Consider the following 13,613-nt stretch of genomic DNA (forward strand, 5'->3'; position numbering starts at 1 on the left):
TCGGCGGACCTTGCGGCGGACGCCTACCCTTCAGACTCCCCGCGGATCACCGCGAGCACGCCATCCACCTCGTCGGCCTTCACAAGAACGTCACGCGCCTTGGATCCCTCGCTGGGTCCGACGATGCCCCGGGACTCCATGAGGTCCATGAGCCGCCCGGCCTTGGCGAAGCCGACGCGCAGTTTGCGCTGGAGCATCGAGGTGGACCCGAACTGCGTGGACACGACCAGCTCGACCGCCTGGCACAGCAGGTCGAGGTCGTCGCCGATCTCCTCGTCGATCTCCTTCTTCTGCTTGCTGCCCACGGTGACGTCGTCCCGGAAGACCGGCGCCATCTGGTCCTTGCAGTGCTGGACGATCACCGCGACCTCGCCTTCGGTGACGAAGGCGCCCTGCATACGGGTCGGCTTGTTCGCCCCCATCGGCAGGAACAGCCCGTCGCCCTTGCCGATCAGCTTCTCGGCGCCGGGCTGGTCGAGGATGACCCGCGAGTCGGCGAGCGAGGAGGTGGCGAACGCGAGCCTGGAGGGCACGTTCGCCTTGATGAGACCGGTGACGACGTCGACGGACGGCCGCTGCGTCGCGAGCACCAGGTGGATGCCGGCCGCGCGCGCGAGCTGCGTGATGCGCACGATGGAGTCCTCGACGTCCCGGGGGGCGACCATCATCAGGTCGGCGAGCTCGTCGACGATCACCAGGAGATACGGATAGGTCTTGAGCTCGCGCTCGCTGCCCTCCGGAGTCTTCAGTTTGCCGTCGCGGATGGCCTGGTTGAAGTCGTCGATGTGCCGGTACCCGAAGGCCGCGAGGTCGTCGTACCTGAGGTCCATCTCGCGTACGACCCACTGGAGCGCCTCGGCGGCCCTCTTCGGGTTGGTGATGATGGGCGTGATCAGGTGCGGGATGCCTTCGTAGGCGGTCAGTTCGACGCGCTTGGGGTCGACGAGGACCATGCGCACGTCCTCGGGGGTCGCGCGCACCATGACGGACGTGATCAGGCAGTTGATGCAGGACGACTTACCGGAACCGGTGGCTCCGGCGACCAGGACGTGCGGCATCTTCGCCAGGTTGGCCATCACATAGCCGCCCTCGACGTCCTTGCCGAGCGCCACCAGCATCGGGTGGTCGTCCTCGGCCGCGTCCGCGAGGCGCAGGACGTCGCCCAGGTTGACCATCTCGCGGTCGGTGTTCGGGATCTCGATGCCGACCGCGGACTTGCCTGGGATCGGGCTGATGATCCGCACATCGGGGCTGGCGACGGCGTAGGCGATGTTCTTGGTGAGCGCGGTGATCCGTTCGACCTTGACGGCGGGGCCCAGCTCGACCTCGTAGCGCGTGACCGTCGGCCCGCGCGTGAAGCCGGTGACCGAGGCGTCGACCTTGAACTCCATGAAGACGTTCTGGAGGGAGGCGACGACGATGTCGTTGGCGGCGCTGCGCGTCTTGCCGGGGCCACCTCGCTCCAGGAGGTCGAGCGACGGCAGCGAGTACGTGATGTCGCCCGACAGCTGGAGCTGCTCGGCCCGCGGCGGCAGGTCCCGCATCTCCTCCGGGGGCGCCTTGGTCAGGTCCGCCACGACTCGCCCGACCGGCTCGGCCCTGAGCTTCTCCTGCTTGGGGCGCGCGGCGGGGGCCGGGACGGGCGTCGGGGTGGTGTCCTCGCGGTCTCCCCCGACGCGAACGCCCTGGGTGAGGTCGGCGACGATCGGCGAGGGCGGCATGCCGTGCAGGACGGCCCCGTCGAGCGCGGCTGCGGCGGCCGCCGCGACGTCCACGGCGTCCATGGGGCGGTGCATGTCGGGCTGGGGCACCGCGGAGCGCCTGGGGCGGCTCCGGCGCTTCGAGAGGGCGTCCTGCTCCGCGCTGTCGGGGTCGTACGCCTCCGGGGCGCTCCCGCGCTTGCGGGGGCGCCCGGGCAACGCCTCGCGCCACTGCTCGTCGTAGCGCTCGTCGTCCTCGCCGAACTCGTCCTCGTCGTCGAAGTCGTGGACGATGCCCAGCTTCACGCCGAGCAGCCGCAGGCGCTGCGGGATCGCGTTGACGGGCGTGGCCGTGACGACCAGGAGCCCGAAGACCGTGAGCAGCACGAGCAGGGGTACGGCGAGGACCTCGCCCATCGTGTACGTCAGCGGGGTGGCGACGGCCCAGCCGATGAGGCCGCCGGCGTCCCTTATGGCCTGCATGCCGTCGCTGCGCGCGGGCGCGCCGCAGGCGATGTGGACCTGGCCGAGCACGCCGATGACGAGCGCGGACAGGCCGATCACGATGCGGCCGTTGGCCTCGGGCTTCTCGGGGTGCCGGATGAAGCGCACGGCGATCACCGCGAGCAGTATCGGCACGAGCAGGTCGAGACGGCCGAAGGCGCCGGTCACCAGGATCTCGACGAGGTCGCCGACCGGGCCGCGCAGATCGGCCCAGGTGCCGGCGGCGACGATCAGCGCGAGGCCGAACAGCAGTAGCGCGACGCCGTCCTTGCGGTGGGCCGGGTCCAAGTTCTTCGCCCCCTGCCCTATGCCGCGGAACACCGCGCCGACGGCGTGCGCGGTGCCGAGCCAGACGGCGCGCACGAGCTTGACGATGCCCCCGGTGGGGCTGGGAGCCGGCTTGGGCGCCGGGCGCGCGGTCCTCTTGGCGACCGCCTTCTTCGCCGGAGCCCTTTTCGCAGCGGCCTTCTTCGCCGGAGCCTTCGCCGGAGCAGCCCTCTTGGCGGGCTGCTTCTTGGCTGCGGAGGGACGTGAGGCCATAGGTGTGAGGTTACCTGTGGAGGCGGCAGGGGACACGTGCGTCCACTGCTTCACCCGTTCGTGTCGCCCGTACCGGACCGGGAACTGACGGCCGCTCACGCACAACTGCGCCCGCGGCGGACGTCAGTTCTGCGACGGGACCGAATTCGCTCCATTGCCCGTACCCGGCTCCAGGGCGTCGAGTGCCCTGCGCAGCCCGGTGAGTTTGCGTTCGAGATGAGCCGCGGTCGCTACGGCCGCCGCGTCCGCCGACTCGTCGTCGAGCTGCTTCGACAGCGCCTCGGCCTGTTCCTCCACGGCCGCGAGCCGCGCCGACAACTCGGCGAGCAGTCCGGCCGGTTCCTTGGCCGCACCGACCGCGGGCTTGCCGCCGCCCTCCAACTGGAGCCGCAGCAACGCCGCCTGCTCCCGCAACTGGCAGTTCTTCATGTAGAGCTCGACGAAGACCGAGACCTTCGCGCGCAGCACCCACGGGTCGAACGGCTTGGAGATGTAGTCGACCGCGCCCGCCGCGTAACCCCGGAAGGTGTGGTGCGGGCCGTGGTTGATCGCGGTGAGGAAGATGATCGGGATGTCCCGGGTCCGCTCCCGTCGCTTGATGTGCGCGGCGGTCTCGAAACCGTCCATGCCCGGCATCTGGACGTCCAGCAGAATCACCGCGAAGTCGTCCGTCAGCAGCGCCTTGAGCGCTTCCTCCCCGGACGATGCCCGAACCAGTGTCTGATCGAGCGCAGAGAGGATGGCCTCCAGCGCCAGCAGATTCTCCGGCCGGTCATCGACCAGGAGGATCTTGGCCTTCTGCACCATGGCCCGCCCTCCTCGCCCCGGATGTGCACCGGGCGCCGCCCCAGAGGACGACTCTCTTGCGCCGTCCGTCCTTGTGCCGGTCATGGTAGCCGCACCCCGCCCGTCGCCACACCCTGTCACCGTGATGTCACTGTGCACGTAGCAGAAACGCAGCGGGAGACCAGAAGGTTCCCCGAATCCCGTACTTCTACACGGCTCCGGGCACCCTGAGTCAGCAACTCCGCGTGGCCACCGAACGTTCCCCACACCGTTCCCACTGCTTTCCCGTCAAGTCCGGTCGTTTCCTTCACTCCGTACGCATCCACTGCTCCATCACCGCCAGCAGATGATCGGGATCGACCGGCTTGGTGACGTAGTCCGAAGCACCGGACTCGATCGCCTTCTCCCGGTCGCCCTTCATGGCCTTCGCGGTCAGCGCGATGATCGGAAGCCCCGCGAACTGGGGCATCCTGCGGATCGCCGTCGTCGTCGCGTATCCGTCCATCTCAGGCATCATGATGTCCATCAGAACGACCGTCACATCGTCGTGCTGCTCCAGGACTTCGATGCCCTCACGGCCGTTCTCCGCGTACAGCACGGACAGACCGTGCTGCTCCAGGACACTGGTCAGCGCGAAGACGTTGCGGATGTCGTCGTCGACGATCAGCACCTTCTCCCCGCCGAACCGGATGCCCCGGCGCGACGGCGACTCCGGAGCCGTCCACTGGTCCCGTACGGTCTGCCCCAGCTGGGTGGACTGCTCGATGGCCCTGCGGCGGCGCCTGAAGAGCGCGGCGGCACCGTTCTGCGTCTCGTGGTACGACTTCACCTCGGCCGGCGTCCCGAAGTCCACCTCACTCCGCTCGGAGAGTTCGGCGAGTTCCGCCGCGGACGACGCCACCAGGTCGCCCGCCTCCAGCGCCGGCAGTTGCTGGTAGCCCTGCGGGGGCAGTTCGCTGGGGTGCAGCGGCAAATACAGCGTGAACGTCGAGCCGCGTCCCGGTTCGCTCTGCGCGTGGATCTCACCGCCGAGCAGCTGCGCGATCTCCCGGGAGATCGACAACCCGAGGCCCGTACCGCCGTACTTGCGACTGGTCGTACCGTCCGCCTGCTTGAACGCCTCGAAGATGACCCGCATCTTGCTGCCGGCGATCCCGATCCCGGTGTCGGTCACCGAGAACGCGATCAGACCGGCGTCCGCGTCGCGCAGCGAACCGGCCTCCAGGAGCTGCTCCCGGATCGCCACCGGCACATCCGCGCCGGCCGGTCGGATGACCAGCTCGACCGCTCCGGAGTCGGTGAACTTCACCGCGTTGGACAGCAGGTTGCGCAGCACCTGGAGGAGGCGCTGCTCGTCGGTGTGCAGCGTGGCGGGCAGTTCCGGCGACACCCGTACGGAGAGGTCGAGGCCCTTCTCCGCGGTCAGCGGGCGGAAAGTGGCCTCTACGTAGTCGACGAGTTGGACGAGCGCGATGCGCGTCGGGGAGACGTCCATCTTGCCCGCCTCGACCTTCGACAGGTCCAGGATGTCGTTGATCAGCTGGAGCAGGTCGGACCCCGCGCCGTGGATCGTCTCGGCGAACTCGACCTGCTTCGGGGAGAGGTTCCCCTCCGCGTTGTCGGCGAGCAGCTTGGCCAGGATCAGCAGCGAGTTGAGCGGTGTGCGCAGCTCGTGCGACATGTTGGCGAGGAACTCGCTCTTGTAGCGCATCGACACCGCGAGCTGCTCGGCGCGCTCCTCCAGGACCTGCCGCGCCTCCTCGATCTCGGTGTTCTTGACCTCGATGTCGCGGTTCTGCTGGGCCAACAGCTCGGCCTTCTCCTCCAGTTCGGCGTTGGACGACTGGAGTGCCTTCTGCCGGTTCTCCAACTCGGCCGACCGCTCCCGGAGTTGCTCGGTCAGCTCCTGCGACTGCTTCAGCAGCACCTCCGTCTTGGTGTTGACGGAGATGGTGTTGACGCTGGTCGCGATCATCTCGGCGATCTGGTTGAGGAAGTCCTTCTGGATGTGCGTGAAGGGCGTGAAGGAGGCCAGCTCGATGATGCCGAGCACCTTCCCCTCGAACAGCACCGGCAGCACGATCACCTGCGCGGGCGGCGCCTCCCCGAGCCCCGAGGAGATCTTCAGGTAGCCGCTGGGCGCGTTCTCCACGAGGATCGTGCGCCGCTCCTGGGCGGCCGTCCCGATCAGCGCCTCACCGGGCCTGAACGAGGTCGGCATGGAGCCCATGGAGTACCCGTACGACCCAAGCATGCGCAGTTCGTACGCCTCCTCGCCCTCGGCGTCCGCCAACGGCAGCGCGAGGAAGAACGCGCCGTGCTGCGCGGAGACCACCGGCGTCAGCTCGCTCATGATCAGCGAAGCGACGTCGTCCAGGTCGCGGCGGCCCTGCATCAGCGCGGAGATGCGGGCGAGGTTGCCCTTGAGCCAGTCCTGCTCCTTGTTGGCGATCGTGGTGTCACGCAGGTTGGCGATCATCTTGTTGATGTAGTCCTGCAACTCCTGGATCTCGCCCGCCGCGTCGACGTCGATCTTCAGGTTCAGGTCGCCGCGGGTCACCGCGGTCGCCACGCGCGCGATGGCACGCACCTGCCGGGTCAGGTTCCCGGCCATCTCGTTCACCGACTCGGTGAGGTCGCGCCAGGTGCCGTCGACGTCACGCACGCGTGCCTGACCGCCCAGCTGTCCCTCGGTGCCCACCTCGCGGGCGACCCGGGTGACCTCCTCGGCGAACGACGACAGCTGGTCGACCATCGTGTTGATCGTCGTCTTCAGTTCGAGGATCTCGCCGCGGGCGTCGATGTCGATCTTCTTGGTCAGGTCGCCCTTGGCGATGGCCGTGGTGACCATCGCGATGTTGCGCACCTGACCGGTCAGGTTGGACGCCATGCCGTTCACGGACTCGGTGAGGTCCTTCCACGTGCCGGCCACACCGGGCACGCGCGCCTGACCGCCGAGGATGCCGTCCGTGCCCACCTCGCGGGCCACCTTGGTGACCTGGTCGGCGAACGAACTCAACGTCTTCACCATCGTGTTGAAGGTGTCGGCGAGCTGCGCGACCTCGCCGCGCGCCTCGATCGTCACCGTCCGCGTCAGGTCGCCGTTGGCGACGGCGGCCGCGACCTGGGAGATGTTCCGCACCTGCATGGTCAGGTTGTTGGCCATCAGGTTGACGTTGCCGCTGAGGTCCTTCCAGATGCCCGTGACACCCGGTACGTGCGCCTGACCGCCCAGGATGCCCTCGGTGCCCACCTCGCGGGCCACCCGGGTCACCTGCTCGGCGAAGGACGACAGCTGGTCGACCATGGTGTTGACGGTCGTGACGAGTTCGAGGATCTCGCCCTTGGCGTCGACGGTGATCTTCTTGGAGAGGTCGCCCTTGGCGACGGCGGTCGTGACCTCGGCGATCTGGCGCACCTGGATGGTCAGGTTGTTCGCCATGAAGTTCACCGACTGGGTGAGGTCCTTCCAGGTGCCGGAGACACCCTGCACCTCGGCCTGACCGCCCAGCTGCCCCTCGGTGCCCACCTCGCGGGCCACCCGGGTGACCTCCTCGGCGAACGACGACAGCTGGTCGACCATCGTGTTCAGGGTGTTCTTCAGCTCCAGGATCTCCCCGCGCGCGTCCACGGTGATCTTCTGGGACAGGTCACCCCGGGCCACCGCGGTCGCGACCTGGGCGATGTTGCGGACCTGCGCGGTGAGGTTGCCGGCCATGCCGTTCACCGAGTCGGTCAGGTCGCGCCACACACCGGCGACGCCGGGCACCTGCGCCTGCCCGCCCAGACGGCCCTCCGTGCCCACCTCGCGGGCCACCCGGGTCACCTGGTCGGCGAAGGCCGAGAGCTGGTCGACCATCGTGTTGATGGTGTTCTTCAGCTCCAGGATCTCCCCGCGCGCGTCCACGTCGATCTTCTGGGACAGATCGCCCTGGGCCACCGCCGTGGTCACCTGGGCGATGTTGCGCACCTGGGAGGTCAGGTTCCCGGCCATCGAGTTGACGGAGTCGGTCAGTTCCTTCCAGGTGCCCGAGACGCCGTCCACGCGCGCCTGTCCGCCCAGCCGTCCCTCGGTGCCCACGTCACGGGCCATCCGGGTCACCTGGTCGGCGAACGACGACAGTTGATCGACCATCGTGTTGACGGTGTTCTTCAACTGAAGCATCTCGCCGGACACGTCGACGGTGACCTTCTGCGACAGATCACCGTTGGCCACGGCCGTCGTCACCTGCGCGATGTTCCTCACCTGTCCGGTGAGGTTGCGGAACGCCGTGTTGACGGAGTCCGTCAGGTCCTTCCACGTCCCGGCCGCGCCCGGCACCTGTGCCTGGCCGCCCAGTTCACCCTCGACACCGATCTCGCGCGCCACGCGCGTGACCTCGGCACCGAAAGAGGACAGCTGGTCGACCATGCCGTTGACGGTGTTCTTCAGTTCCAGCATCTCGCCGGCCACGTTCACGGTGACCTTCTGGGACAGGTCACCGCTCGCCACGGCCGTCGTCACGGCGGCGATGTCCCGCACCTGGATCGTCAGGTTCCGGAAGACCGTGTTCACCGAATCGGTGAGGTCCTTCCACGTTCCCGCCGCACCCGGCACGTTCGCCTGCCCGCCGAGCTGCCCCTCGGCACCGACCTCGTTGGCCACGCGCGTGACCTCGTCCGCGAAGGTACGCAGCGTCTCGGTCATCTGGTTGATCGTCTCGGCGAGCTGGGCGACCTCGCCCCGCGCGGAGACGGTCACCTTCTGCGACAGGTCACCGTTGGCGACAGCCGTCGTCACCTGGGCGATCCCGCGCACCTGGGCCGTCAGGTTGCCGGCCATGATGTTCACCGAGTCGGTGAGGTCTTTCCACACCCCGGCCACACCCGGCACCTGCGCCTGGCCGCCCAGTTCGCCCTCGGTGCCCACCTCGCGGGCGACTCGCGTCACCTCGGAGGAGAACGACGACAGCTGGTCCACCATCGTGTTGACGGTGTTCTTGAGCTCCAGCATCTCGCCGGCGACATGAACGGTGACCTTCCGCGACAGGTCACCCTTGGCGACCGCCGTGGTCACCAGCGCGATGTCCCGCACCTGGGCCGTCAGCCGGTACGCCATCGTGTTGACCGACTCCGTGAGGTCCTTCCACGAGCCGGACATGCCACGCACGCGTGCCTGCCCGCCCAGCTTGCCCTCGGTGCCCACCTCGCTGGCCACGCGCGTGACCTCGTCGGTGAACGTCGACAGCTGGTCAACCAGGTTGTTGACGGTCCGCCCGACCTTCAGGAACTCCCCGCGCAACGGATGCCCGGTCCCGTCCGGCGCCTGCGTCCGCAGCTCCATCCGCGGCGACAGATCACCCTCCGCCACCGCGGACAGCACCCTTCCGACCTCGGAGACGGGCCGTACGAGGTCGTCCACGAGCGCGTTGGAGGCGTCGATGGCCGAGGCCCAGGAACCCTCGCAGGCGCCCGTCTCCAGCCGTTCCGTGAGTTTTCCCTCACGGCCCACCATGCGCCGCACCCGGGACAGCTCGCCCGTGAGGTGCAGATTGCGGTCGGCAACCTCGTTGAACACGGCGGCGATCTCCGACATCACGCCGTCGCCGGACACCGTGAGCCGCTTGCGGAAGTTCCCGTCCCGCATGGAGACCAGAGCCGTCAGCAGCCGGTCCAAGGAGGCCGCGTCCACCTCCGTGGTCCCATTGCGTGGTTTGCGCTGGTTCTTCAGGGACTGTCCGCCTTTCGCGCGCGTCTTAGTGCCCCGCGTCGCTGCGCCAGACTCCACTGTGTCCCTCCCGCAGGGGTCGACCGTTACCGCTGTGCCGGTGTGCAACTGCTCGGCGTATCAGGTTCCGCCGCGTATCTCTGCCCGGTTTACCGGGCTTCAACAAGGTGTGGTGTCCTCCGTCCACAGAAGACACCCGGCCTGCCCGGACCTTCACCAGAATCCTGCCCAGTGTTTCACCCTGCCTGAACCAGGCCATAACAGTTCGGCAGCTTCGCACACGGTCCGCACACCCTGGGGACGGAAACACTGCGGACCGGCATCCGCATGGACGGTGAAGGTAAGTAACCTTGCATGCGGCTGTCCAGCCGCGCCGGTTCCGTCCGGCCTGGGCGGTGGCACGAGCACGAGCGGGCAGGCATCGGAGGGGCACCGCACCATGACCACCGGACTGCATCCTGGGGGAACGCCCCAGGATCCCCCGCCGACCGGAAACCAGCCGGTGCCCCGGCAGGCGCCGATCGGCCATGGTGACCTGCCCGCCGACAACAGGCCGAGGAGTTCTGTGATCACCGCGCGCGCGGCCGCCAGCTTCGAGCCCGTCGGACGATCGGTCGCCACCGCGCGGTCCTTCGTCCGCGACACCCTTCAGGGCTGGGGCTTCGCCGACATCATCGACGACGCCGTGGTCCTCACCAGCGAGTTGGTGACCAACGCCGTCGTCCACGCGGGCACGGCCGCGGATGTTCTGTGCCTACGGAGTGACGACGGCGCGAGGATCGAGGTCGCCGACCACTATCCGGAACGCGAGATCCCCCTCCAGGGGGCCGCGATCACCATGAGCAGCCCCGACCGCGAGGGCGGCCGCGGCCTCCAGCTGTGCGCGGCCCTGGCCAGCCGCTGGGGCGTCGACTACACCCCCACGAAGAAGCTGGTCTGGTTCCAACTCGACCTCCCCGCCCGCCCGGTGGGCACCCGCGCGGCAGGCCCGTCCCTGCCGGCCGCCCTGCTCCCGCTCGCCGACGGCAGGGTCCGCGTCGCGGTCGTCCAGATCGACCGTGCGGGCTCCATCGCGTCCTGGAACGAGGACGCCGAGGAACTCTTCGGCTACGCCGCCGAGCAGGTCACCGGCAAGCCCCTCACCGACCTCGCCGCCTGGCCGCACACCCCGGGCACCAGCACCGGCATCGCCGAGGCCCTCCGCCTCTCCCGCTGGGAGGGCACCTACGGCGTCCGCGGCGCCGACGGCCGGGTGACCCCGGTCTACGCCTCCCACCTCCGCGTCCGCGACACGGACGGCGAGCCGTCAACCGTGTGCCTCCTGGTGAGGGACCACGAACGCGCGGTTCTACAGACCCCGTTGCGCGGCCCCGCCCCCGACGCGGCGTCCACCCCGGACGGCCAGAACACCGACCCCTTCGAGGTGTTCATCGGCTCCCCCGCGCCGGACGACCTCGACGGCCTCCTCCAGCGCACGGTCGAGCGCGCCCGCGACATGCTCGACGGAGACTCCGCCTTCCTCCTCCTCGCGACCGACGACGAAACGGAGTTGGAGGTCCGCGCCTCCACCGGCCTGCCCTCCGCCCGCCAGCGCTTCGCGCGCGTGCCCGTCGAGGCGGGCCCCGGCCGCTACGGCTCCGCCCGCATGCCGGCCGTCCACGAGGACCTCCAGGCCGTCCCGGGCGCCGTACCGCTCCTGAGCGGCACCGGAATGCGCTCGGTCGTCACGGTCCCCCTCAAGGTGGAGGGCCGCCTCACCGGCTCCCTGGGAGTGGCCGCCGAAGGCCCCAACAAGTACTCGAACGAAGAAGCGCTACGGCTCCAATTCGCCGCCGACCGCATCGCGTTGGCGGTCGAATCGGCCCGCCTCGGCGAGCTGGAACGCCTGCGCCGCGGCTCCCTCAGCTTCCTCGTCGAGGCCTCCGACCTACTCGCCGGCACCCTGGACCGCGACCAAACCCTGGCCCTGATGGCCCAGATGACGGTCCCGACCCTCGCCACCTGGTGCGCGGTCTACACGATCGCCGACCAGTCCTCGGACCCGTACCTCTCGTACGTCCTCCACGAGGACGAGGAACTCATCGACGGCATCAAGTCGTTGCTCTCGAAGATCGCCCCTCCGGACCCGGTCCCCACCCCCGGCGCCCGCGTCTGGGCCGCCCCCGCCGAGGCCGCCCACCAGGCCGCCCTGCGCACCTCCATGCGCAGCCTCGGCCTCGGCGAACCCACCCGCCGCGTCAGCTCGGGCATCGGCCCAACTCTCGCCACGGCGTCGGCAGTCGGCGGCGAGACGGTCGTCCTCCCCCTGGTCGCCCGCAATCGCGTCATCGGCATGCTGACCCTCGGCAAGCCCACCGACGAACACTTCCGCCAGGAAATCCTGGAACTGGCCGAGGACTTGAGCCGACGGGCCGCCCTCGCCCTCGACAACGCCCGCCTGTACTCGGAGCGCACGGCCATCAGCCAGTCCCTCCAGCGCAGCCTCCTGCCCCCCGACCTCCCGCACATCGAGGGCGTCGAGGTCGAGGTCATCTACCGCGCGGCCGGCGAAGGCAACGAAGTAGGCGGCGACTTCTACGACCTCTTCCCTATCCGGGACGGCGTCTACGGCTTCGCCATCGGCGACGTCTGCGGCACCGGACCCGAGGCGGCCGCGGTCACCGGCCTGGCCCGCCACGCCCTCCGCCTGCTCGCCAGGGAGGGCTTCGGCGGCCCCGCGGTCCTGGAGCGCCTCAACTCCGCGATCCTCGACGAGGGAGCCCGCAGCCGCTTCCTGACGCTCCTCTACGGCGAGTTGTGGCCCCAGGAGGACGGCAGCGCCGAACTGAAGGTGGTCTGCGCCGGCCACCCGCTCCCCCTCCGCCTCCGCCAGGACGGCACGGTCGAACCGGCCGCCGAGCCCCAGCCCCTCCTCGGCGTCATGGACGACCTGGAGCTCTACGAGCAGACGGTCACCCTCGACCCCGGCGACGTCCTCCTGTGCGTCACGGACGGCGTCACGGAACGCCGCGAGGGCACCCGCATGCTCGGCGACGACGGTCTCACCGACGTCCTCACCACCTGCACGGGCCTCACAGCGGGAGCCGTAGCGGCCCGCGTCATGCGCGCGGTCGAACGCTTCGCGTCGGACGCCCCCTCCGACGACATGGCCATCCTGGCGATGCGCGTCCCGGGCCTCCAGAAGGACTGACCGTCCCCGAACACGCAGAAGGCCCCGCCCAATTGGGCGGGGCCTTCTGATGTCTGGAGCCCTCTAACGGAATCGAACCGTTGACCTTCTCCTTACCATGGAGACGCTCTACCGACTGAGCTAAGAGGGCCTGTCGCTTTCCCGAGGTTTCCCTCGCGGCAACGAAAAGAATCATACCCCGAACAGGCCTGTGCGCCCAACCACCGCCTCCCGACCCCGACTCGATCAGAAAGCGGGCTGCAACAGCCCCCCGAGCGCGTTGCACGCAGAAACGATCCGCTGCATCTCCCGCTTGGTCAACGAGGCGTCCACCGGCAGCGCGAGCGTCTCGTCCGCGGCCCGCTCGGTCTCCGGCAGAGCCACACACCGACGGAACTCCGGCAGCCGATGCACAGGAGTCTTCACCGGCACCCGGCACTCAACTCCCCTACCGCGCACGGCCCGAGCGAAGGCGTCACGATCCGGCCGGCCGTTCCCCGGCACCCGCACGACGTACTGCTGGTACGTGTGCCCGTCCCCACCGTCCGGCGTCCGCACCCCACGCAACTTCGCGTCAAGATACGCAGCCCGCTCCCGCCGCTGAGCGACTTCGTCGTACGGCGCCTCGGACTCCCCCTGCTGCAACACCAGCAGCCCATGTCGCTGCCCGACCCCGAGCAACCGCCCGACATCAGCGGACCGACCGAATCGATGCACGACAACTATCGCCGCCGTACGCGGAGTTACGGCCGCTTCGACAGCGGACACGTCGAGGCAGTAGGTCACCGGATCTATGTCGGCGAACACCGGCAGGCCACCCGCGAGGGTGACGGCCTCGGCGACTTCCACGTTCCCGAACGCCGGCACGACGACCTCGTCACCGAGTCCGACGCCTGCGGCCCTGAGCATTGCAGCAGTACCCATGCTCGGATGGTGATTGCGCAACGTGAACTTCAAGTGACGGCAAACAAAAAAGGGTTGGACCCCGAACCGAAGTTCAGGATCCAACCCTTTCAATATTTGTTCGGCGGCGTCCTACTCTCCCACAGGGTCCCCCCTGCAGTACCATCGGCGCTGTAAGGCTTAGCTTCCGGGTTCGGAATGTAACCGGGCGTTTCCCTCACGCTATGACCACCGAAACACTATGAAACAGACAACCGCACCATCACCGTGACCATGGCAATGGGGTTGTTCGTGGTTTCAGAAC

At 68.8% G+C, this 13,613-nt stretch carries 5 protein-coding genes, 1 tRNA gene and 1 rRNA gene; 1 reads left to right on the forward strand and 6 read right to left on the reverse strand.

The genetic code is table 11. The annotated features are described in order from the left end of the window. Nucleotides 1-23: 23 nt before the first annotated feature. From OG194_RS12125 to OG194_RS12135, 3 genes are all read right to left on the reverse strand, one after another. The gene (locus tag OG194_RS12125) at nucleotides 24-2,744 is read right to left on the reverse strand and encodes a DNA translocase FtsK (protein WP_327400884.1); all 2,721 of its coding nucleotides are present in this window, start codon (nucleotides 2,742-2,744) and stop codon (nucleotides 24-26) included. Nucleotides 2,745-2,867: 123 nt separating this feature from the next. Then, entirely contained in the window at nucleotides 2,868-3,551 is a 684-nt protein-coding gene (locus OG194_RS12130) for a response regulator (RefSeq protein ID WP_327400885.1), read from the reverse strand. A 286-nt stretch (nucleotides 3,552-3,837) separates the two neighbouring features. Then, a complete protein-coding gene (locus OG194_RS12135) occupies nucleotides 3,838-9,297 on the reverse strand; it encodes a HAMP domain-containing protein (RefSeq protein ID WP_327400886.1) in 5,460 nt (1,819 codons plus the stop codon). Between the two features lie 379 nt (nucleotides 9,298-9,676). On the opposite strand from OG194_RS12135, the gene OG194_RS12140 reads away from it, so the two are divergent. Continuing rightward, complete coding sequence (locus tag OG194_RS12140; protein ID WP_327400887.1) at nucleotides 9,677-12,427, forward strand: SpoIIE family protein phosphatase; 2,751 nt, start codon at nucleotides 9,677-9,679, stop codon at nucleotides 12,425-12,427. A gap of 54 nt (nucleotides 12,428-12,481) precedes the next feature. Here OG194_RS12140 and OG194_RS12145 read toward each other — a convergent pair. The 3 genes from OG194_RS12145 to rrf all read right to left on the reverse strand — a co-directional run bounded on the left by OG194_RS12145 (nucleotide 12,482) and on the right by rrf (nucleotide 13,545). Continuing rightward, nucleotides 12,482-12,557, reverse strand: a tRNA-Thr gene (locus OG194_RS12145). A gap of 95 nt (nucleotides 12,558-12,652) precedes the next feature. Continuing rightward, on the reverse strand, nucleotides 12,653-13,315 hold the full coding sequence (locus OG194_RS12150) for a DegT/DnrJ/EryC1/StrS family aminotransferase (RefSeq protein ID WP_033287124.1): 663 nt from the start codon (nucleotides 13,313-13,315) through the stop codon (nucleotides 12,653-12,655). Between the two features lie 113 nt (nucleotides 13,316-13,428). After that, nucleotides 13,429-13,545: ribosomal RNA gene (rrf, locus tag OG194_RS12155) — 5S ribosomal RNA — on the reverse strand. Nucleotides 13,546-13,613 lie beyond the last annotated feature (68 nt).

The sequence above is a fragment of the Streptomyces sp. NBC_01288 genome (assembly GCF_035982055.1).
In the GTDB taxonomy this organism is placed as follows: domain Bacteria; phylum Actinomycetota; class Actinomycetes; order Streptomycetales; family Streptomycetaceae; genus Streptomyces.